The sequence below is a fragment of the Gymnodinialimonas sp. genome (genome assembly GCF_059726805.1).
The window spans coordinates 1546354-1567735 of record NZ_AP041059.1 but is presented as its reverse complement, the minus strand read 5'-3'; the positions used below and the strand labels follow the sequence as shown (position 1 = coordinate 1567735).

Below are 21382 nucleotides of genomic sequence, written 5' to 3'. Positions count from 1 at the left end.
AAACGATAAACTAGTGGCTTGGCGGTTGCTAGTTCGATCTATCTTATACAAGAATGTATCCAGGCAGAGTCAAAGGTTGCAGCATAGGTCAGTCGGCGGCGGTCATACTCTGGTTTGCGCGTCGGGCTCCGCTCCGAAGGGTGGGGCACTTCTTCAGCGGACTGCGTTGTGCCATAGGCAGGTCCACCAGGACGCACCCGCTCAGCCAACGGTGAATTGCCCCATCATGCCGCAATCCTCATGCTCCAGAATGTGGCAGTGATACATGTACGGGGCGTCTGCTGTTGCTTCGTGGTCAAAGTGGACCAGAACCTCTGACCACCCCTCGTCGACATGCACCATATCTTTCCACCCCGCCGCATAGGCGGGCGGCGCGGTGCCGTTCTGCGAGAGGATGCGGAACGAGCAGCCGTGGATGTGAAACGGGTGCAGCTGGTCATCAACGCTGATCCGCCAGATCTCTGTGTCGCCCCGGCGCACCTCTTCATCGATGCGGTCCATGTTCATCGGCAGGCCATTGATCGCCATGGCGCCCGCATTGCCGCAGAAGTTCTCCCACGCCATGGCCAAAGCCACGAGGTCCACGCCGACATCCATTTGCAACTCGAAAGACCGCGTGACAGTCGCGTCAGACGCGCGCGGGGGGGACAGGTTTGCCAACTGGTTTGGCATCGATCCGTTAAACCCCTGTTCCGCCGTGCGCGATAGCGTCAGGACTGGGGTCACCTGATTGCTAGCGAGGAGGCCAGAAAGGAAACCGCCGCCACCGCCATCAAAGTCTACGTTCAGCGCATTCGTGTCCGCGGTGCTCATATCGACCAGCACCTCGTAGCGCTCGCCCGGGGACATCAGGATGCTTTCGGCCTCGACCGCGGATGACAAAAACCCTCCGTCCGAGGCGATTACGGTCAACGGTCCGGTTTGCATCGACAGCTCAAGGAAACGCGCGTTGCAGGCATTGAGGATGCGCAAACGCACCAGGCCAGTCGGAACGTTTTGAGAGACTGGTGCGATGGCGCCGTTGACGATCATCGTGTCGCCCTCAAAGCCGTCTTCAAACACCTCTCCGGTCAACTCATAGCTCATGCGCCCATTGCTATCGAAGGTCTTGTCTTGCAGCACCAGCGTGAAGTCGTCGACGCCGTAGGTTTGCGGCAAATCAGCTGAAAGGCTTGCGTCATCTTCGATCAGAACGACGCCTGCCAGCCCATTGTAGGTTTGCTGAGCGGTCTTCCCGTGCATGTGGGAATGGAACCAATTCATCGACGCATGCTGCACAATCGGAACGTCGGGCGACCAGGTTCCGCCGTCGATGATTTCCTGGTGGGGGCCACCATCAACCGGGCCGGGAATGTGGAGACCATGCCAGTGGATGGTCGAGACATCCCCGATGTTATTCGCGACATCAAATGGCAGGGTCTGGCCCTGTTTGGCCCGGATGACCGGGCCAAGATAGCCGCGATTGATGCCGAGCGTCTGGCTTTGGGTGCCGTTGCCAAAGTCATGGGTGCCGGGGCTCCACACCAGCGGCACCCGTGCGTCGATGCCACCGGTCAGGTCCGTCAACGGGATCACGGGAAGTGGGCGCGGACTTGCCTGCGCCATTGAGAACGACCCGAGGCTCGTCGTGGACGCGGCAGTTGCTATCAGGAATTGGCGGCGGTTCATGACGGGTACCCTTCCAGGCTTTGGGCATGTGTTGTTGAAGACATGACCTCGCGGCGATTTCGAGGGGCCCACAGTTCTGCGAGCCCCCGCGATTTCTCAGACGTGGGCTGTGACGCGGCCGGGGGCCGCCAACTTGCGGGTCATAGAGCCGTGGCGGGCTTTGTTGCCGAGGCGCCTGCGGGGACCATGAAACCTGCGACGCGCGCCGCGACCCGACCGAGCAGGCCGACAAACAGGGCAATGCCGACCACAGCCAGCCCGAGGCTTGCAAAGAACCCCAGCAGCGCAAGGGCGAGGACGATGCTCAGGGCGTTGAGGGCGATGGTCTTGATGCGGTTCATTATCTGGTCTCCGAACTTGTGATGAAACCGAAATGGGGTGCCGTTCTCGCAAGGACCTGACCGGAGACTTACAATTCTGTAAGTCTCGCGGAACCACTGCACGCGGGCCTAAGCTGACGGACCCATTTTAGTCACATGGCCGGGAATACCACCGTGACTAACAGCCCTTTCCCATCACGCCCCTCCGCGAGGGTCAGATCCGCGCCATGCAGGTGCGCAATCGCCTGCACCAGGGACAGACCCAGACCAAACCCCTCATTTTGCCGGGTTTTCTCTGTTTGATAGAGCGGGACAAGCACCTTTTCACGCTCGCCAGTAGGAATGCCGGGGCCTTCATCATTCAGGATCAACCGATGTCCGTGCACGGCCAGCGTGATGGTTTGGGCATCGGCGCCATAGCGAAGCGCGTTTTGAATGAGGTTCGCGATGAGTTGCGTGAGAAGCCCTTGGTCGCCCTGAACAGTCTCAGGCTCAGTGATCTCAACCGCCAGAGTTTGCCCCGCCTCCTCAATCACCGGGCCGAAAGTCGCGGCGATCTCTTCAGCCAAGGCCTTCAAGTCGACAGGTTGAAATGCCTCCTTGCCCGCGCCGCTTTCGATGCGCGACAGGCGCAGCAGGGCCTCAAACGTCCCCGTAATCCGGTCGATGTGCTCAAGCGCAACACCCAAGACGTCCGGCGCAATCTTTGCGTCGGTCGCAACAGCCTCCATCAGGTGGGTTTCCAGATGCCCCCTCAGCCGGGCCAGAGGCGTCCTCAGATCATGGGCAATACTTGACGATTGCACGCGCATTTGCGTCATCGCGTAATTCAACCGTTCCGTCGTTCGATTGATCCGGCTCGCCAGAAGGGCGAGGTCATCATTGCCGTCCAACACAATGGGTTGGTCTAATGTCCCGCGGGCAACGCGGGCGAGACCGTCGTTGATGGCGTTCAGGCGCGCCTGCCCCCGTCGGGCCAACCAAAGGCCCACCAGGATCGTGCAAATGAGCGTTGCCAGAAGGCTAAGCTGCATACCCGCCTCAACAATATCGCGTAGCTCGTCCTGCCGCTCGACATCTTCGCTAAGCACGATTTGACCGTTTGGCGTGGTCCTGAGCAGGAAGCGCGTTTCGCGGTTCCCAGGCTGCACGTTGCGCGTTGCAAAGCCTTCGGCGCGCGCTGTCTGGACGAGTTCCGCCGTCTCGCCTGGGCCCGGCGGAGGCAGGCTTTCGCCAGCCGCAAGCGCCGTGATGGCGGCCTCCATGCGCAGGGTCAGGCGGGCATCGACCGCGCGCTGCATCTCAAACCAAATCAGGAAGAACGTGCCGCCCCATGTGACCAAGGAAATGGCCGAGAACAGGCCCAGGAACCAGGCAGTGTGCCTAACGGTCGACAGGCGGAGGAGGTCCCTAAGCTTCTTCAAAAACGTAACCCGTCCCGCGAATGTTACGGATCACCGTGCCCCCAAAGGGTTATTCGATCTTGCCGCGCAACCGGCTGATATGCGTCTCGACCACGCTTGTTGTTGGGTCAAAATTCATGGCCCAGACCTTTTCCAGCAGCATGGTCCGCGTTTGAACGCGTCCCTTTGCGCCCATGAACGCCTCCATCAACAAAAACTCCTTCGGGTTGAGGTCGATGATCTGACCCTGCCGAACGCAGGTGCGTTTATGGAGGTCCAGGGTGATGTCGCCCGCGACAATCTTCGCGCTCTCTTCCGCAGTCGCAACGGTGCGCCGACCCAGGATTTCAACGCGGGCGTGAAGTTCACTGAACGCAAATGGCTTGGTCAGGTAGTCATCCCCGCCCGAGGTCAGGCCCTCCACCCGCGCGTCCACGTCAGCCAGCGCCGTCAAGAAGATCGCCGGAGCCATAACCTTCGCCTGTCGCAGCGCTTTCAGCACCGACTGGCCATCGAGGCCGGGCACCATACGGTCGAGGATCAAGACGTCATATTCCTGCCCCATGGCCGCGACCAGCGCGTCCTTTCCATCGGAAAAACGGTCAACGACATGGCCAGCTTCCCGCAGGCCTTTCGCGGTCCAAGGCCCGAGCGACGCGTCGTCTTCAAGTACTAAAAGGCGCATGCTTTGCCGTCCTCGCTTTTCCAACCCATGCCTGTACAGGCTGGCCGACCTTGATGACATTACTCAAGCCAAACGCGTGGCGGAAAGCAAACCGGCACGCACGTTCAACGTCTATCGGGCTGCGCCGGGCGATGTAGCTCCAACTGGGGGATTATCCTCACAAACGCCTGTTGCGAAACTTACAGATTTGTAATCCTTCGCTGCGAGCCAGGTCCGAAGTAGAATGAATGCTCGGTCCACATGTCCCAGCAGCCATCTAAGATGCCAAAGCCGTCCATCATGCATTTTGCCACGCTGGCCGGTTGCCAATGTGTTCGATAAGGAAATCCATCAACACACGCACTTTCGCGGACACGACGTTGCTCTTGGGGTAAATCAACCAAAGATCGGGCGGGTTTGCGACCGCATGGTCTGGCAGCACACGCCGTAGTGTACCCTTGGCGAGTTCGTCGTGGACAAGCCATAGGGAATTGATCGAAATCCCGGCCCCATGAACCGTTGCGCGCATTTGGGTCATTCCATCGGTCACGACCATCTGGCTGGCGGCCTGTTTTGGTGGAAACTCCGAAAGCTTGCCGTCGGTCGACTGCAGCCATTTTGGGTCCAGATCACGGAAGGCAATAAGGCGGTGCGACTTCAGATCCTCCGGCGTCCGAGGTGTTCCGTGACGGTCAAGATACTCAGGCGCGGCACAAAGGATCCGGGTGTCATCGGCCAGTTTGCGGGCGGTAAGGCTGCTGTCCTCCAGCACCGAATTGCGCAGCGCGAGGTCGTAACTGCCTTCTATCAAATTGAACTGCGCATCGGACAGGTGCAGATCCAGGGTGATGTCCGGGTAAGCGTCCGCGAAAGCGGGCAAGATCGGCGCAATGTACATCTGGGCAAAGGTGCTGGGGGCTGCGAAGCGCAGACGACCGCCGATCTTGGTGTCACCACGTCCGAGGGCCGCCATCGCTGCCTCTTCCTGTGCGATAATCTCGCGGGCGTAGGGCAGAAAATCCTGCCCTTCTGAGGAAACCGAGACTTTCCGCGTGGACCGGTGCAAAAGCTCGGCCCCCAACAGCCGTTCCAGCTTGGCGATACGTGTGCTCGCGACAGCGGGCGCCATGCCAAGCATGCGCCCGGCCGCACTTATGTTGAGTTTTTCACTCGCCAAGACGAAAAGGCGCAGGCTTTGCGTGTCCATTTTATACTTTTTCGGAACAGTGAATTCATATTGGGGCGGTTTTTATATTTTTTGAAAGGTGTAAGTCAACGCTCAGGCAAGGGAAGGACCGCACCATGACCCAGATTGCGACCGCAAATTATCACGTCCACAAGCCCGAGCGGCAAGCGTTTGAGCTTGATGCAGGCGGGATCACGGGCAATCTGATTGCGCCGGAACTCGCCCCCACCCAGGTACACGTTTTTGACCAGCGGACTGGCGCGCGCGCGAGCTCCTTCAGGGACGCATCCGTCGGGTTCAAACACTACCCGACGCGTGTGACCTCATTCGGGGATAATGGCGGTTGGAAGGCCACCTACGACGACGAACTGACGCGGCTTTTAGCCCAAGAGGTCGACGCGCAGGAGGTCATCGTCTTCGACCACACGGTTCGAACCGACGACCCAAACGCCGCCCGCAAACCCGCGCGCAACGTCCATAGCGATTACAGCGATAGGGGCGCGAAGCAACGCCTGATCGATATCCTCGGCGTGGACCGCGCCGCAGAGTGGAGCGGGGGCCACTATGCGTTCATCAATGTCTGGCGTCCGGTCGGCGCCCCGATCAACTCCGCCCCACTGGGGTTCATCTTGCCCGAAAGCGTGGCCCAGGAAGACTGGATCTTGCTGGATCTCATATACCCAGACCGGATCGGGCAAATTCTGGGACTTGCTGCCAACCCGGACCACGAATGGATTTACATGTCTAAAATGACGCCTGACGAAGTGGCGTTTTTCAACATCTTCGACAATCGCGGCCGCCCGTCCATCGGACACAGCGCATTGGACATGGTCGAGGATACCTCCGTCCACACGATCCGCAAAAGCATCGAGAGCCGAACACTGGTTCGCTACTGACCAACCGCGCCTCAAACCGGCACGTTTCTGGTGCCCTGAAACTGAAAGAGACCCCCATGTCCAAGACCATCCTGATCACTGGTGCCACCGATGGCATCGGCCTTTTGACTGCAAAAACCCTCGCTGCCGAGGGCCATAAGGTACTTCTCCACGGCCGCAACGCCGCCAAGCTCGCCGCAGCCGCGAGCGAGGTCGGCGGCACGACGGAAACCTATTCCGCCGACCTGTCCATCATGACGGAGGTCCATGCAATGGTGGCAGAGATCCGCAAGGCCCATGACAGCCTGGACGTGATCATCAATAACGCCGGCGTCCTTAAGCTCTCCAACCCCGTGACCGCCGACGGATATGACGCGCGGTTCATGGTGAACACGATTGCCCCGTATGTGCTGACCAAGGCGCTGTTGCCACTTGTTGGCCTAGACGGGCGGATCGTGAACCTGTCGTCCGCAGCCCAAGCCCCGGTTGACCTGGACGGCCTGCACGGGCGCAAGCGTTTTGATGACATGGCAGCCTACGCCCAAAGCAAGTTGGCCATCACGATCTGGACGCGGGAAATGGCCAAATCCTTGCCCGAGGGCCCCGTGGTTGTGGCCGTGAACCCGGGCTCGCTTCTGGCGTCCAAGATGGTGAAAGAGGGCTTTGGCGTGCCCGGTAACGATCTGCAGATCGGCGCCAACATCCTGCGGGAAGCAGCGCTCGGCGCGTCTTTTGCCAACGCCAGCGGCGCTTATTTCGACAATGACAGCGGCGCCTTCGCGGACCCACATTCAGCGGCTTTGAGTGTGCGGCACAGCGCCGACGTGATGCAGGCCCTTGATGAGATCGTCGCCAACCTCGGTTGAGACGCAAGCTTGCCCCCAATTCAAGTGAGACAGAAAATGCAAGACACGTACCTGACGCGCACCCGCGCGATTGAACGCCCCTCCCGCGACGCAATGTTGCAACGCCACCCTTCGGTGCACAGGTTCTGGAACGAAAACCGGGCGCTCTTCCAAGAGGCATGGGCCGAGTGGGAGGCGACCGGTGAAGGTGGCGCGATCACATTGGACGAAACGCTCTACGATCCCAAGCTGCGCGCGGCCGTGAAGCTGGCGTGGGACGATCCCACCAAGGAAGCAGCCGTCGCGGACCTGTGGGAAGAGGTTTTCCCCGGGGTCTACAAGGCTCAGTTCTTTGATCCGGAGCGTCTGTCGGTTCTACGCGACTACATGGAAAGAACCGCAGATGCCGATATTCCGCTGCGCCCGCCCTACGGGATTTCTCTGAACCGGGGCGGTGCCATGCTGGACAGCCGGTCCGAGGGGTACCTGGCCACGCCGAACTTCCAGGCGTTCTACCGGGACCTCATGGATCGCTACATGCGCCCCATTTCGCGCCTGCTGTTTCCGGACGTGATGGGCTACGACACGCAAAGCTTCGGCTTCTCGATCCAATGGCAGGCGGACGCGGATACATCTTTGCGGGCACACACGGATGCCTCGTCCGTGACGTTGAACATCAACTTGAACCTTCCCGGCGAGGACTTCGCGGGCTCGGGCGTGCGCTTCTTTGATCGCGCCAGCCGCGAGGTGGCAGAGCTGAGTTTCGCACCCGGAACGGCGTTGATCCACCACGGCAGCGTGCCCCATGAATCGATGCCGATCACCGAAGGCGAACGGTCCAACTTCGTGCTCTGGCTCTACGGCCAGAACGGCCAGATCCCGCATCCGAACGCGAGCCCCAAGGCCATCGATCCGCGTGAGCGGTGGACCTGCCCGGACGTGACAAGTGACGGCTTCGCGCCTTTCTGACAACAAGCCGGATAGCAAGATGAGGTTCGTATGGGTGAGGTCGACGACCTCGCCCTTACACCGGCTGTCTCCAGCAACTCAGGCCGATCAAAGGCGCAACACCGGATCGTAATCGCGAGGCCTTTTTTCTTTCCGCCGTGCAGGCGAGGGTCACGCTTGCTCTGCGCGTTTGGCTTTCTGGTGCTCGTCTTCAACCAGCCCGATTTTCCAATACCCCGAGATGTAGGTGTCTTCCCGCGGCACCTGTTTTTCAATGTGCAGAAAACGGCGCAGCGCCCTGATCACGCCGCTCTCCCCCGCGATGCAGGTCTGCACGCGACCCTCGGGCCACGCCAACGACCGGATGAGACGTTCTTGCGCGCTAGACGGCTGATGCGGGTCAGGCTGGATCAGCCAATGCATGTCGATGCCGTCGGGGATGTCGATGTCCTGACGGTCTTCCTCGGACGTGATCTCAAAGATCGCGACACCCTTGGCGTCCCGTGGCATCGCTTCCAGGGTGACGGCGGCAACCGGAATGGCGGAGGGATCGGCGGCCACAAGATACCAATCGGCATCGAAGCGAGTGACCTTCGGCGCGCTTGGCCCTGCGAACCCAAGGAAAGATCCAGGGCCAGCGGTCATCGCCCAGTGAGAGGCCGGTCCTTCATCGCCATGGGCAACGAAGTCAATGGTCAGCTCCTGTGTGTCCGCGTCGAATGTGCGGACCGTATAGGTGCGTTGAACCGGGCGCGGGCCGTCTGTCAGGCGCCGCGCGAAGTCCGCTTTCGCCTCGCCCGGTTCCGGTAGCATCAGCTTGCAATTGCCGCCATCGCGCCCAGTGGGAAACCCCTCCAGCTCGGGTCCGGCAAAGACCACGCGGATCATGTTTGGCGTCAGATACCAGGCCTCTTTCACGCTTAACAGGCGTGGCCCCGGGCGGCCCACGGCCTGCCGCGCGGCCTGGGTGACTTTAGACAGAAGACTCATGGCATGCGCCCTTTCGTTGCGTGTTCAGAACTTGCCGGAATTGCCCCAGGTCTCGCGCGGGCCGATCTGTTCTTCGTTCATCCAGTGTTCCACGATCTTGCCGCCCGCGACACGGTAGAGGTCAAAGACAGCAATGTCTTCGCCCCGCGAATGCCGTTTGCCATAGGTCACGACAAAATCGCCTTGGCCCATGAGGTGAAACAGCATCTCGTAAGCGCCCGCCGCCTCTGATCCGAGCCAGGCGGTCAAGCCATCAAGCCCTGCGCCAATGGGCGCCCCGTGTTGGATGATGTCAGCCGAGACGAACGCAGCGATCTTGTCATGGCGACGTTCTTGCAAAACCTGCTTGGTGTATTCGAGAACCAGCGATTTGCTGGCCTCCGTGTCCGCCGTCCGGTCCACCTCGGTTGCGCCGTCCACCGTATCGGCGCCAGAGGCGCCCTGCGCGATGTAGGGCGCGATGGTGTCCCAATGCTCCAGGATAAGACCGTCCGCATCGGTATAGAACATGTCCATTGTGACCCATTCCGCTTCCCCGTCGTTCAGCGACTGATAGGCGTTGCAAAAGACCCAAGGCCCCTCCTCAAAGCTGCGCACGATCCTGATGTCGCGCTTTGGGTTGCGTTCGACAAACGGCTCGAAGAACGCGAGAAATCCCTCGGCGCCATCGCCGACACCGGTGGAATGCTGCGTGTAGCGATGCCCGGTATAGGCGGTCACCGCCGCGCGCGCGTCACCGCCCGCGATGCCCTCAAGATAGATGCGGTGGACGTTCTCCAGCCCCTTTGCCATGTGACACTCTCCTTGGTGTGATCCAGAAATCCGGCGCGGCCCGGCTTCAACCGAGCCGCACGAGACATAGGTTATTTGTCCCAGTATTCCGGGATCAGGCTCAGAAGGAATGCACCGTCATAGCCCGGGAACGCCGCGACCATCGCGGCGCTGACCTCATCGGGTGTTGCGGCTGCCTGCCAGGCGGCGTCCAACACCTGCAAGTAGTTGATGGCCGTGTCCAACTCGCCGCGCGTTGTGGGCAGGCCGTGGCCGACCAGAAGCGTGTCGAAGGCCGGATCATCACGCAAACCTTCGAGGATGGCGATCCAGTTCATGCGATCGATGCCGGGTGCAAAATAGATGCCGTTATAGACGAGGTCCTGCACCACGGCGACCTTCTGCTCGGGCAGAACGGCGACGATGGTCTTGGGCGCTTCAGCATTGTCATAGCTGCGGAACTCCACCGCGACGCCGCCGATCTCGGTCATGCCAAGGGTCAGGTCTTCGCCGGTCAGAAGCGATGTGGGCTCCGGGAAATCGCCACCGGCGGCCTCGGCGCGCACGGCCTCGCGGATCTCGGGCAGGGTCTTGAACGAAACGCCCTCCATGCTCGACACGCCGCCCCAATGGTCGGGGTGCTCGTGGCTGACGTAGGCGGTGTGCACGGGCTTGCCTGTCGCGGCGACAAGGCCCGCGACTTCCATGGCCGTGGGCGGAAGCATGGTCGCATCCACCAGCAACAACTGATCGCCAAGCTCGATCACATGGGACGTCACATTCACCGCCTGCGCCGGTGAGACATAGGTGTGAAACGTGACGCCCGCCTTCTGAAAGGTGAAGACAGTGCCCGGGCCCAAGTCGCCCTGGGCCTGGGCGGGCGTCGGGGTCAGGCCGCCGCGGATCAGCGCCACGGCGCCCGCGGTGAAGGCCGCGCCTTTAAGCAGCGAACGTCGGTTCAATTGAGGTGTCATGGGAAGGCTCCTGTTTTTGGGGGGACGTGGGTTTACGCGCGGTCGTGGTAGGCCTGGCTGACGGCGAAGCTGTCTTCGAACCAGTGCCACAGCACGACCTGCCCATCGCGGACCTTGGCGCGCAGCGCGAAGGAGAATTCACCGATCTCCTGGCCCGAATGCGGGGTGATGCCGTTCATCCGGCCGAACACGGCGACCGTATCGCCGGAGGCAAAGGCATCGGTGTTTTCCCAAAGCGTGGTTTGCAGATTTGCACCAAACACGCCCAGGAACTCGAAGATGGCATCCTTGCCCCGGGTCTCGCCGATCCACGGCAAGCTGGCGTCGCCTTCATTATGCCAAACCATGTCATCGGCCATCAGCGGCGACATCGCATCGGCGCCTTCACCCATGGCGGCCATAAAAGCCATAACGGTATCGAATGAGTCCTGAGTAATCGGGTCCATGGTCTGTGCTCCTAGTTTTTGGGCAAGAACGACCGCCAGGGCGGTCGCCGTTGAAGTTTGAAGAAGAGTGCGGCGGTTCATCGAAAACGGTCCTTTTGTTGGGTATGAGGCTGGTTTTGGGGGTGTCAGTCGGGGGCGACCTGCCAGTCGAGGACTGGGTTCTCGCGGAAGGCAAAGCGCTCAAGATGGCTGGTCATGACCTGCACCACGATGGCCAGCGCGCTGGCATCTTCGGCCGTGGCGCGCATTTCCAACTGGCGCTCATCGGCGCGCATCTCGCAGCGGCCAAACGGAAACTGAACCCACCCGTCGCGACCATCGCAATGCACCGCAACCTTGCGCCCGAAATGCTTGCACAGCGTCTCAAGATGCCGGACAGCGCGGTCAGTTTCAAAGCGGGCAAGGCGGGTCATGGGGTCGGTCTCCGAACGTGTACTTGAGACCTAGCCGCTGCGGATTATTTTGAGTATTACGTCATTTCAGACGATATAATTCCGCCAGGCAGAACAATGATCGACCACCTGAGACAGATGGCCATTTTCGCCCAAGTGGTGGACGAGGGATCCTTCCGGGGCGCTGCAAAAGCCTTGGGGCTGGCCCCGTCCCGGGTCAGCCAGACCGTGTCGGACCTAGAGGCCTATCTTGGAACGACACTGCTTTACCGGACCACCCGCAAGATCTCGCTGACCAATGAAGGGCGGATTTTCTACGCCCGCGTAGTAGAGATGTTGCGCAGTGCAGAGGCGGGCTTGAACGACCTGAACGCCCTATCGCTGGAACCCGTCGGCGCGCTTCGGATCTCGCTTCCGGCGTTCCTCACCTCGGGTCCGCTCACCAAAGCTGTGGCCGATTTTGCCCGGCTGCATCCCAATGTGGCGTTTTCGGTCGCCTACACCGATCACCGCATGGGACTTGTGGAGGCGGGCTTTGATCTCAACATCCGCGTCGGCTGGCTGGACGACAGTTCGATGATGTCCCGAAAACTCGCCACCGGCCAACGTGTGCTTGTCGCAGGCACAGAATACGCGGCCCGCCGCCCGCCCCCGAAACGCCCCTCTGATTTGGAAGATTGGGATTGGATCCGCTACCAACAACGCGCTGACACGACCGAGTTCACCGCGTCGGACGGTACCGTCGAGGCGGTCACCGGGAACGCCCAAGTGGAAGTCGATAGCATCGATGCGATCTACCAGTTCGCGATCCAGAACATGGGCGTGACGATCCTGCCCTCGTTCCTGGCCGCGCGCGGGATTGCGAGCGGAGAGCTTGTTGCCCTGATCCCGGATTGGAAACTGCGTGACCTCGGGATCTACGCGGTCTGGCCCGACAAGTCGCGGCGCGAAAGCCTCACGCTTCTGTTCGTCAGGTTCTTGGCCAATCAAGGTTTGTGTGACCCCGAAACAGCGTTGGAAGACTAGGCGTCAGCAATACCGACAGGGCCAACCGCCGCCTTGTGGGAACCGTACCAAGCCTCGGCTCACCCGCCCAAGCTGATCGCCCAAGAGGTCAGCACTGCCCCCAATGCCACGGCGCAAAAACCGATCACGCGCCGTGTCTCAGCCGGGATCCCTTGCAACACCCGCAGCAGGTCTTCCAAACGCGAAGGGGCCAGTGCGAACACCAGCCCCTCGATGACAAGGACCATACCAAGGCCCATCAGGATCGCGATCCACATCGGCTTACCTGCGCCCTACTCAGTCGCGCCGCCGATCACGTTGCCGCCGCCAATCGCAGAGCCGTCGAAGTATTCGAAGAACTCGCTGTCGGGGCTGATCACGAAGCTGGAGTTCGCCCCGAGCGCGCGCTCATAGGCGGTCAGCGAACGGGTGAAATCGAAGAACTCCGTGTCCTGGCCGAAGGCTTCGGCAAAGATCCGCGTCCGCTCGGCGTCCGCTTCACCTCGGGTGATCTCAGCCTCCCGTGCGGCGTCCGAGACGAGCTCCACCACGGTACGATCTGCGGTGGCTCGGATCCGCTGCGCGGCCTCTTCACCGCGTGCAATCTCGTCGGCAGCCTCACGTTCACGCTCTGCCCGCATCCGGGCGAAGGTGGCATCCAGGTTTTGCGCAGGCAGGTTGGTCTGCTTCAGACGCACGTCCAGGATCGTAACCCCAAGCGAGGCGGCCCGCGCGCGGGCCTGCAGCGTGATCTGCTGCATCAACCCGGCTCGTTCGCTGGACAGGATCGTGTTCGACGTCACCCCGTCGGCACCCAGAACGGCCCGGATCCGGTCCGTTAGAATGGCTTCAATCAGGTCATCGGCGCGGCGAATGCCACCAGCACCCACGGCACGGTTGAACTGCTCGGTATCGACGATCCGGTAGCGGGCGAAGGCGTCCACAACCAGACGACGGTCGTCCGAGGGGGTCACCTCGGTCGCCGCCGTATCAAGCGACAGGATCCGGTCTTCGTAATAGATCACGTTCTGGATGAACGGGATTTTGAAGTTCAGCCCGGGCTCGTCAATCACCTGACGGATCTGACCGAACTGCAGGACCAGCGCCCGCTGACGTTCATCGACCACGAAGATCGACGAAGAGATCAGCACCACACCAAGGACGAGGACGGGAATAAGATAGGTTATGCGGCGCATCTTAGTTCGAGCTCCCCGTGGTCGTGGCTTCGCCGGTCGGGCGACGCAGTTCGTTCAGCGGCAGGTAGGGCACCACGCCCGATCCGCCGGTTTCGCTATCGATGATCACAAGATCGGTGTCGCCCAGGACTCGCTCCAACGTCTCAAGGTAAAGACGGCGGCGCGTCACTTCGGGCGCGACCTCGTATTCCTCCAGAACGGCCAGGAAGCGGCTGGCTTCACCCAAGGCTTCGTTGACCACGCGGGCACGGTAACCTTCGGCCTCTTCTAGAAGCTGCGCCGCCTCACCGCGCGCACCGGCGGTGACGCGGTTGGAATAGGCATCCGCCGTCCGCTCCAGCCGGTCGCGCTCCTGCGCGGCGGCCTGAACTTCGCGGAACGCGTCAATCACCTGCGTGGGCGGGTCGGCCCGGTCAAGGTTGATACGAATGATGTTCACCCCGGATTCGTAGCTGTCCATCGTGGTCTGGATCAGAGCCAGGGCCTGATCACCGATCAATTGGCGATCACGGTTAAGGATCGGCGCCAGTTCCGACTGCGCGATGATCTCCCGCATGGCCGATTCCGCCACCGAACGGATCGTGTTCTCGGGATCGCGCAGGTTGAACAGGTAGTCGGCGGGGTTGTTGATGTTCCAGACCACGTCAAAGTCGATGTCGACGATGTTTTCATCCGTGGTCAGCATCAGACCGGCGTCCGAAGTGCCGGAGCGGTTGTTGCCGATGGCTTCCGTCCGCTCTTGGTCCGTGCCGATGACTTCCGCCGTCACGAGCGGCCAGGGCGCCAGGTGCGGGCCGTCGCCGGTAATGCGGTATTCAGAGCCTAGGAACAGCTCCACCCCCTGCTCACCGGGCTGGACCGAGTAAAACGAGGCATAGAACCAGGCACCAAACGCCAGCAAGATGCCGCCAATCCAAAGGGTGCGCGGGCTGATCGGGTCACTCCCGCCCTGATTGCCGCCGCCAGAGTTGCCCCCGCGACCGCCCATCAACACGCGAAGCTGCTCTTGCCCCTTGCGCATGATGTCGTCGAGTTCCGGGATGTTCTGCCCGTCGCCGCCACCGGGGCGCCTAGGTCCATTGCCGTTGTCGCCGCCGCCACGGTTGCCACCGCCACCGCCGCTACCATTGCTACTGCCGCCACCCCAAGGTCCGCCGCTGTTCCCCGCCATGTGTTCTCTCACCTCTCACGAATGTCCGACACAGATGGTCGTATTGTTACCGCCCTATATGGGGCGCGGAATTCCGTTTGCACCCACAAGTGTGCTCTTTTCACGCGAAATTGGCCATTAAGCCGTGCGGATCGGCTCACGCATTGTCACGATTTCTTCCGACATCGTGGGGTGAACTGCAACCGTCCGGTCAAAATCCTCTTTGGTGGCGCCCATCTTCACCGCGATGCCTGCCAGCTGAATCATCTCGCCCGCCGCCGGGGCCACGATGTGGCAGCCCAGGATCTTGCGGCTGGTCTGGCTGACCACCAGCTTCATCATCACCCGCCAGGGCTTGCCCGCAAAGGCCGTCTGCATCGGCCGGAATGAGGTGCAGTAAACCTCGATCGGCTCCTGCTCGCGCGCGGCTTCCTCCGTCAGGCCGACGCTGCCATATTCCGGCGTCGTGAACACGGCCGAGGGGATCAACTCATGATCCACCGGCGTTGGGTTGCCTTTGAACACCGTTTCGACAAAAGCCATGCCCTCGCGGATCGCGACGGGCGTCAGGTTCACCCGGTTGGTCACATCGCCAATCGCGTAGATCGACGGCACGCCGGTCTGGCTAAACTCATCGACCACGACCTCGCCCCGCCGCCCAACGGTCACGCCGACGTCCTCCAGGCCCATCCCGGCGGTGTTCGGCGTGCGTCCGGTGGCAAAAAGCACCTGGTCAAACACGTTCTCCTGCCCGGTTGTGGATTTGACCCAGATCGGCCCATCCTTCTCGCCCGAGGCTTGCGCCGGGGCTGCTTCGCCAGCGGGCGCCCCCATGGAGGTGTCCTGCGCCATCTTGCTCAGCGAGGTGTCATGATCCGCGCTTGCGGGCGCCATTTCGTGGATGTTCGTGCCCAGGTGCAGGTCGATCCCCTGCTCGCGCATCATCTCTGCAATCAGCCCGCGCGCTTCATCGTCAAAGCCGCGCAGGATCTGCGCACCGCGATAATACTGCGTCACCTTCACGCCCAGACCCGCCATGATGCAGGCGAACTCACAGGCAATGTAGCCGCCACCGATGACCAACAAACGCTCAGGCAACGCGTCGAGGTCAAAGATATCGTCCGAGACGATCCCCAGGTTCGCATTCGCCATTTCGGGCCGCGTCGGCCGCCCGCCCGTGGCCACAAGAATGTGTTTGGCGGATTTCTCCTGGCCGCCCACGCTTACCGTATGGGCGCCCGTCACCGTGGCACGCGCGTCAAAAATCTCCACCCCAGAGCCGTCGAGCAACTTGCGGTACACGCCTTCCAGCCGGTTCAATTCTTCATGCAGATGGTCGCGAAACACCGGCCAATGGAACTCGCCGTCCTGCACATCCCAGCCGTAGGCGCGCGCTTCCGAGAAGCCCTCTCGGTAGCTCGACGCAAACACCATCAGCTTCTTGGGCACACAGCCCCGGATCACGCAGGTGCCGCCCAATCGGCTCTCTTCGGCCAACGCCACTTTCGCACCGCCCGCCGCCGCAACCCGTGCTGCCCGCACCCCGCCCGAGCCGCCGCCGATCACAAACAGGTCATAGTCAAACTCAGTCATGGGCAAGCGCTCCGTGGTGCAAAACAATCGCCGAGAGGTATTTCACACCCCCGCCCCCAAGGCCAGAGCACCGAGGCCAAAGGTCCACCGCCCCCCTACCCCTTCCCCGTTCGAAAAAAACCCCGGGGGGCAAGGGGGCAGAGCCCCCAAAAAGGGGTGGGCGGGCGGGCCCGCCCTGCCCTAAAACTCAATCCCGAATGTCGACGAACAGATTGTCCGTATCAATCACATCGACCCGCTCATGCTCGATCGTGCCATTGTTGATGTCGCGCACTTCCACGGTGCCGTCTGCGTTGCCGATCACCAGCACGTCGCAAATATCAAGGAACAACCCGTTCTCCACCACGCCGGGGATCTGGTTCAGCACCAGGCTCAACTGCGCGGGCTGCGCGATGCGCCGCAGATGCAGGTCGAGGATGAAATTCCCCTCGTCACTGCGAAACGGCTCCGTCCCGGACAAACGCAGGGACGCGGACCGCCCCAAGACGTCCAGGTTCGACAGCATCTCTTCAATCAGCGCCTTCGTGGTCTGCCAGCCAAACGGAATGATCTCGACCGGCAACGGGAACGCCCCCAAGGTGTCGACCTGCTTGGTGGGATCGGCGATCACGATCATCTGGTCGCTCGCCGTCGCCACCACCTTCTCGTGCAACAACGCCCCGCCGCCGCCTTTGATCAAGTTCAGGTTCGGGTCATATTCGTCGGTCCCGTCAATCGTCAGGTCCAACCAGCGCACCTCGTCCAGCGTCTTGATCGTCACCCCGACCTCTCGCGCCAGATCCGCCGTGCGAGTGGAGGTGGCGACCCCGGTGATCATCATCCCCTCTTCGCGCACCATCTCGCCCAGGCAGCGCACCATCCAGGCCGCGGTCGAGCCGGTGCCAAGGCCCACGCGCATGCCATCCTCGACGAATTCCACAGCCCGGCGCGCGGCCACGTATTTCGCTTTGTCGATGGGGGAAAGCTCGGCCGTCATGGGCGGGTCTCTTCTTCTAAGGGCAGCAGGTCGTTCTTGTCTTAACGAACACTTAACCCATGGGCGAGTGGAAATCCGCGCCGCTCATCCCCGCCACAAGCGCGTCCAACGCGCCCCGTGGCAGGATCAAAAGCGCACCCGGCTTGTCGCTGGTAAGGACAACCGCGCCGCCTGACGCCTCGTTCGAGGTGCCAATCTTGCGCAGGGGATGCAGCGCCAAGGCCTCAAACGACCACCGCAACCCGGCCATGCCGGCCGTCACCGCGTCCAACGGGAACAGCGACACACGCAGGCCGGGCGGCAGATCGAGCGCAAGGCGCGCGGGCAAATGCACTGTCACATCCTGCTCGCCCACCAGCACGACCGCGCGGTCATGGTAGCGCGCCAGGACATGCAGCGCGGCCAGTTCATGATCCAGACGCGCCCCGGTGAAGCCCACCGCATAGATCAATGGTGCATCAATTCCACGGACGGCCTTATCGAAATCCGTGCTGTCCTGCTCGGCCACCTCAAACAATCGCTCTGCGGGAATCGCCGCGCGCCCGGCCTCTGACAGCGAATCCATGTCGCCGATGACGGCGTCGGGAATCACCCCGTTTGCCAGCAATGCATCCGCTCCGCCATCGGCTGCCACAAAAATGTCGGCCTGATCCCGCACAAGGTCGAAGACATCAACCGGCAACGGCCCGCCCCCAACCAGAACGACCGAATCTCTATATTTCAATGACATATCAATCAGGCCCTCGGCGTTTTCGGCACATTGCTGCCATGATCTGGCTGAAACTCCCAAGAAAGGTCAAATTCGCGTCGCTTTTTCAGGGAAACAGTTTGTTACACCTTTCGTGACGATGATAATTTCGGGGTCGACCCGGAGTAAGTTGAAACCCGGTGCCCGTCGTGACGAATAAAGTGGGCCGGACGAGCAGAGTGGCAGAGCAATGAGTGATGAAAACAAAATCCTAACGGTCTCCTATGGCACGTTTTCCTGTACCCTAGAGGGCTTTGACCGCCCGTTCGAGGCGATGAAGGCAATCGCGGAATACTTCCGCGATCTCGCAGCGGAAGACCGCTATTTCGGCGCCGAGCCGCCCACCCCCGACGCAGACACCCTGCACCGCATCACCGAGGCCGCGATTGAGCGCCGGGTTGAGGCGCGCGTGCTCGAATCCGGCATGATCATGCGCCCCGAGGGCGCGCCTGCCGAAGACACACCGGCATTCGTGAGCGCCGGACTTGATGCCGGTCTCGACATCGAAGACGCCATCGAAAGCGTCTCGCCGGAGGCCGAGGCAGAGATTGAAGAAGTTGAGGCGGCTGTAGACGACGTTGCTGAAGACGTCGCGGACGATGCCGCCGAAGATATTGCAGATACGGCAGAAGATGCCGTCGACGCGGCGGCTGAAGCGGCCCCCGATGCGATCGAGGCCGTGACAGAAGACATCGCTGAGCGTGCCGACGAGGCCGCAGAAGCGGCTGAGGACATTGTTGAAGACGTGGCCGAGGACGTCAGCGCTGTGGCCGAAGATGTGGTCGAGGCCTCCGGTGACGCAGCCGAAGAGCTCGCCGACGACATTTCCGACGTCGCTGAGGCTGCGGCTGATGCCGCCGAAGAGACCGCCGACGAGGTCACCGAAGCTGCAGAAGCCGTGGCAGAAGACGCCGCGGATGCGGTCGATGAAGCCATCGAAGTCGCTGCTGGCGAAGAGCCCTCGGTTGAAGACACCATCGCAGGCGTTGCCGCCGCCATGGCTTCAGATGCCGTGGAAACGCCCGCCGAAGAGACGAGCGCCGAAGACGCCTCCGCTGAAGAAACCACCGATGAGGAATCCCTGGCAGGCGACGACAGCGTGACCCGCGAGACGCCCTCGAATGACGAGGGCGACGCCGGGGCCGATACGCTGATCGCCGTTGCCGCCGCCCTTGCGGCAGGCGGTGCCGCTGTCGCGTATGCCGACAACGAGGAAGACGATGACGTCGACAACATCGGCGAGTTGAATGACGAGGCCGATGAAGAAGACGGCGTCGCCGACGACGACATCGACTCGATCTTCGCCGATGAACCCCACACCGACGATGCCTTTGACGGCGCATCCGTCGCCGCCCGTCTGGCGCGCATTCGCCGTGCCTCGCTGGCCGAGAACGGGGAGCGTCCCGCGACGGTGCAACCCGATGATGAGCTGATCTCGGCAGGTGGCGAAGGTGCCGCGCCCGAGCCGGTGATCGAAGCCGATGACGATGCCGCCGTGGCTGCCTTGGCCGCCGCGTTTGATACCGGCGCCGCCACAATGGCCGCCGCATCCGAGGCCATCGAAACGCTTCGTGCCGAAGCGGCGGAGGCCGAAGACGCGACCCTGGCCGCCGTCGCCGCCGTCACCGAAGATGACAGCCCGCGCCCGACTGTCGCCGCCACGGATACCGACGGCGACATGGATCGCCTGTTCAACGCTACGGAAGGGCGCCTCTCGACTGACGAGACCTCGCGCCGCCGCGCCAACATTGAACATCTGAAAGCCGCCGTGGCCGCCCGCGTTGCGGACACGCAACTGGCCGCGGAAGGTGCAACGGCGGCTGATTATGCTGGTGAAACCGACACCGCCGCCGAGTACCGCGATGATCTGGCGCGTGTCATGCGCCCGCGCCGCGTCCGCGTAGACGTATCGCGCCGCCGCGCCGCGGAAGAGGCGCGTCCGACGCCCCTCGTGCTGGTATCGGAACAACGCGTCGATGCAGAGCCCGGCCAGGTCGGCAGTGATACCGCCGCTGTCATGCCGCGCCGCGTCGCCCCGGTGGAGGCCGAAGTCACCTCGACCCTGCGTCCCGTCACGGCCGCGCCTTTGGTCCTGGATACACCCGTCGCTGACGCGGCTCCTGAGGTTGCGGACACGCCCGTTGTCGAGGACACGCCCGAGATCGATGTCGAAGCGCTGGAACAAGCCCGCACGGCACCGCGCAAGATGGCCGCTTCCCTGGCCAACCTCGCGCAGCGCGCCGGTCAGATCGCCGTGGGCCTGAACCGACCCGCGCCGGTTGAAACTGCAGAAGAACCCGCCGCACCACAGGCCGAGGACCCGGTCGAAGAGCCCACCGCAGAGCTGGCGCCCGAGCCGATCCAGGAAGCAGCGCCCGAGGCCCTGCCCGAGGCGGACGCGATTGCCGAAGAAATCGCCGCGGCCGAGGACGAAGCTGCTCCCGAGGCGCCGGTTGAGGCCCCTGACCCCGAAGTCGAAGCGCCCGCCCAAGCGGAGGCTGACGAAGACGACGAGGATGACGATGAGGACGAAGACCCCATCGCCGCCCTCGAAGCGCAGTTGGCTCGGGAAATGGAGATGGACGCCGCGTCTGACAGCGCGTCCACCGGCACCGCAGGCGACGCCGGGGAAGAGGTCGATCACTTCGCCCGCTTCGCCGACATGTTGGCCGACTCCGAGGCGACCGAGATCGAAGAAGTCCTGGAAATGGGCGCCGAGTATCTGACCGAAGAAGTCGGCATGGTGGAATTCAAGCGCATGCAACTGCTGCGCCTGGTTCGGATCGCCACCGACGGGTCGATCTCCCGCAAGGACGCCATCAATGCGGTTGAAAAGCTGACCGATGACAACGTCCTGGTGTCGCTAGGCAGCAAACAGTACCGGATGCATCGCGGTCTTTGATCCGACCCGCGGATCAAGACATCATGAAAAGGGGCGCTCCACCGGGCGCCCCTTTTTCGTATTCGCGGCGTTAGTCTTCCGATGGCGCGTCCGGGTCCGCTTTCCCGACGCCCAGAAACACGGCCTTCAGCGGGAACGCCCAAACCATGCTGAACACCAGGCAAATGATCAGCTGCAGCCAGATGTTCCAGCCTTCCAGAAGGCTGAGAATGTACCACACGGCGGCAATGTAGATCGGCAGGCCAATCGTCAGGATGAACAGCGACCAGCGCTTTCGGGCCTTGTAGCTTAGGGCCATGGGGGCCTCCTTGGTCAGGTGCGGGGCCTTAG

General features: G+C 62.0%; 22 protein-coding genes. 5 read left to right on the top strand and 17 right to left on the bottom strand.

Annotated elements, in window-relative coordinates; translation table 11 throughout:
• Positions 1-201 precede the first annotated feature (201 nt).
• From AC6I9R_RS07735 to AC6I9R_RS07715, 5 genes are all read right to left on the bottom strand, one after another.
• Complete coding sequence (locus AC6I9R_RS07735) at positions 202-1668, bottom strand: multicopper oxidase domain-containing protein (protein WP_461424994.1); 1467 nt, start codon at positions 1666-1668, stop codon at positions 202-204.
• A gap of 140 nt (positions 1669-1808) precedes the next feature.
• Positions 1809-2009, bottom strand: a complete 201-nt coding sequence (locus tag AC6I9R_RS07730; RefSeq protein ID WP_461424993.1) for a hypothetical protein — start codon at positions 2007-2009, stop codon at positions 1809-1811.
• A gap of 131 nt (positions 2010-2140) precedes the next feature.
• Positions 2141-3412 (bottom strand): sensor histidine kinase, encoded by a 1272-nt coding sequence (locus AC6I9R_RS07725; RefSeq protein ID WP_461424992.1) that lies wholly within the window; start codon positions 3410-3412, stop codon positions 2141-2143.
• Positions 3413-3461: 49 nt separating this feature from the next.
• Positions 3462-4076: a response regulator transcription factor gene (locus AC6I9R_RS07720; protein WP_461424991.1), complete on the bottom strand. Its 615-nt coding sequence runs from the start codon at positions 4074-4076 to the stop codon at positions 3462-3464.
• 277 nt (positions 4077-4353) lie between these two features.
• Positions 4354-5262: a LysR family transcriptional regulator gene (locus tag AC6I9R_RS07715; RefSeq protein ID WP_461424990.1), complete on the bottom strand. Its 909-nt coding sequence runs from the start codon at positions 5260-5262 to the stop codon at positions 4354-4356.
• A gap of 95 nt (positions 5263-5357) precedes the next feature.
• On the opposite strand from AC6I9R_RS07715, the gene AC6I9R_RS07710 reads away from it, so the two are divergent.
• Genes AC6I9R_RS07710 through AC6I9R_RS07700 form a run of 3 tightly spaced genes read left to right on the top strand, consistent with a single transcriptional unit; the run spans position 5358 to position 7930 of the window.
• Entirely contained in the window at positions 5358-6137 is a 780-nt protein-coding gene (locus tag AC6I9R_RS07710; RefSeq protein ID WP_461424989.1) for a CmcJ/NvfI family oxidoreductase, read from the top strand.
• 56 nt (positions 6138-6193) lie between these two features.
• Positions 6194-6982 (top strand): SDR family NAD(P)-dependent oxidoreductase, encoded by a 789-nt coding sequence (locus AC6I9R_RS07705; RefSeq protein ID WP_461424988.1) that lies wholly within the window; start codon positions 6194-6196, stop codon positions 6980-6982.
• Between the two features lie 36 nt (positions 6983-7018).
• Positions 7019-7930 carry a 2OG-Fe(II) oxygenase family protein gene (locus AC6I9R_RS07700; protein WP_461424987.1) on the top strand — a complete coding sequence of 304 codons (912 nt, stop codon included), beginning with the start codon at positions 7019-7021 and terminating at the stop codon, positions 7928-7930.
• 150 nt (positions 7931-8080) lie between these two features.
• Here the strand turns inward: AC6I9R_RS07700 and AC6I9R_RS07695 are convergent, their stop codons facing one another.
• The 5 genes from AC6I9R_RS07695 to AC6I9R_RS07675 all read right to left on the bottom strand — a co-directional run bounded on the left by AC6I9R_RS07695 (position 8081) and on the right by AC6I9R_RS07675 (position 11503).
• The gene (locus AC6I9R_RS07695) at positions 8081-8899 is read right to left on the bottom strand and encodes a siderophore-interacting protein (RefSeq protein ID WP_461424986.1); all 819 of its coding nucleotides are present in this window, start codon (positions 8897-8899) and stop codon (positions 8081-8083) included.
• A gap of 24 nt (positions 8900-8923) precedes the next feature.
• Complete coding sequence (locus AC6I9R_RS07690) at positions 8924-9691, bottom strand: nuclear transport factor 2 family protein (RefSeq protein WP_461424985.1); 768 nt, start codon at positions 9689-9691, stop codon at positions 8924-8926.
• 71 nt (positions 9692-9762) lie between these two features.
• Positions 9763-10644, bottom strand: a complete 882-nt coding sequence (locus AC6I9R_RS07685; RefSeq protein ID WP_461424984.1) for an MBL fold metallo-hydrolase — start codon at positions 10642-10644, stop codon at positions 9763-9765.
• Between the two features lie 32 nt (positions 10645-10676).
• Positions 10677-11090 (bottom strand): nuclear transport factor 2 family protein, encoded by a 414-nt coding sequence (locus AC6I9R_RS07680; RefSeq protein WP_461424983.1) that lies wholly within the window; start codon positions 11088-11090, stop codon positions 10677-10679.
• A 125-nt stretch (positions 11091-11215) separates the two neighbouring features.
• A complete protein-coding gene (locus AC6I9R_RS07675; RefSeq protein ID WP_461424982.1) occupies positions 11216-11503 on the bottom strand; it encodes a DUF2218 domain-containing protein in 288 nt (95 codons plus the stop codon).
• 117 nt (positions 11504-11620) lie between these two features.
• On the opposite strand from AC6I9R_RS07675, the gene AC6I9R_RS07670 reads away from it, so the two are divergent.
• Positions 11621-12508 (top strand): LysR family transcriptional regulator, encoded by an 888-nt coding sequence (locus AC6I9R_RS07670; RefSeq protein WP_497863086.1) that lies wholly within the window; start codon positions 11621-11623, stop codon positions 12506-12508.
• A gap of 59 nt (positions 12509-12567) precedes the next feature.
• On the opposite strand, the gene AC6I9R_RS07665 is transcribed toward AC6I9R_RS07670, so the two are convergent.
• From AC6I9R_RS07665 to AC6I9R_RS07640, 6 genes are all read right to left on the bottom strand, one after another.
• Positions 12568-12765: a DUF2065 domain-containing protein gene (locus AC6I9R_RS07665; protein ID WP_461424980.1), complete on the bottom strand. Its 198-nt coding sequence runs from the start codon at positions 12763-12765 to the stop codon at positions 12568-12570.
• Positions 12766-12780: 15 nt separating this feature from the next.
• Positions 12781-13683, bottom strand: a complete 903-nt coding sequence (gene hflC, locus AC6I9R_RS07660; RefSeq protein WP_461424979.1) for a protease modulator HflC — start codon at positions 13681-13683, stop codon at positions 12781-12783.
• A gap of 1 nt (position 13684) precedes the next feature.
• Positions 13685-14854, bottom strand: a complete 1170-nt coding sequence (gene hflK, locus AC6I9R_RS07655) for an FtsH protease activity modulator HflK (RefSeq protein ID WP_461424978.1) — start codon at positions 14852-14854, stop codon at positions 13685-13687.
• 117 nt (positions 14855-14971) lie between these two features.
• Positions 14972-16426, bottom strand: a complete 1455-nt coding sequence (locus AC6I9R_RS07650; protein WP_461424977.1) for an FAD-dependent oxidoreductase — start codon at positions 16424-16426, stop codon at positions 14972-14974.
• 187 nt (positions 16427-16613) lie between these two features.
• Positions 16614-17402: a ribose-5-phosphate isomerase RpiA gene (rpiA, locus tag AC6I9R_RS07645; RefSeq protein ID WP_461424976.1), complete on the bottom strand. Its 789-nt coding sequence runs from the start codon at positions 17400-17402 to the stop codon at positions 16614-16616.
• Between the two features lie 52 nt (positions 17403-17454).
• On the bottom strand, positions 17455-18126 hold the full coding sequence (locus AC6I9R_RS07640) for a thiamine diphosphokinase (RefSeq protein ID WP_461424975.1): 672 nt from the start codon (positions 18124-18126) through the stop codon (positions 17455-17457).
• Positions 18127-18340: 214 nt separating this feature from the next.
• Here AC6I9R_RS07640 and AC6I9R_RS07635 point away from each other — a divergent pair, with 214 nt between their 5' ends.
• Positions 18341-21052: a hypothetical protein gene (locus AC6I9R_RS07635; protein ID WP_461424974.1), complete on the top strand. Its 2712-nt coding sequence runs from the start codon at positions 18341-18343 to the stop codon at positions 21050-21052.
• 70 nt (positions 21053-21122) lie between these two features.
• On the opposite strand, the gene AC6I9R_RS07630 is transcribed toward AC6I9R_RS07635, so the two are convergent.
• Positions 21123-21350, bottom strand: coding sequence for a DUF2842 domain-containing protein (locus tag AC6I9R_RS07630; RefSeq protein WP_461424973.1), 228 nt, complete (start codon positions 21348-21350; stop codon positions 21123-21125).
• Between the last annotated feature and the right edge of the window lie 32 nt (positions 21351-21382).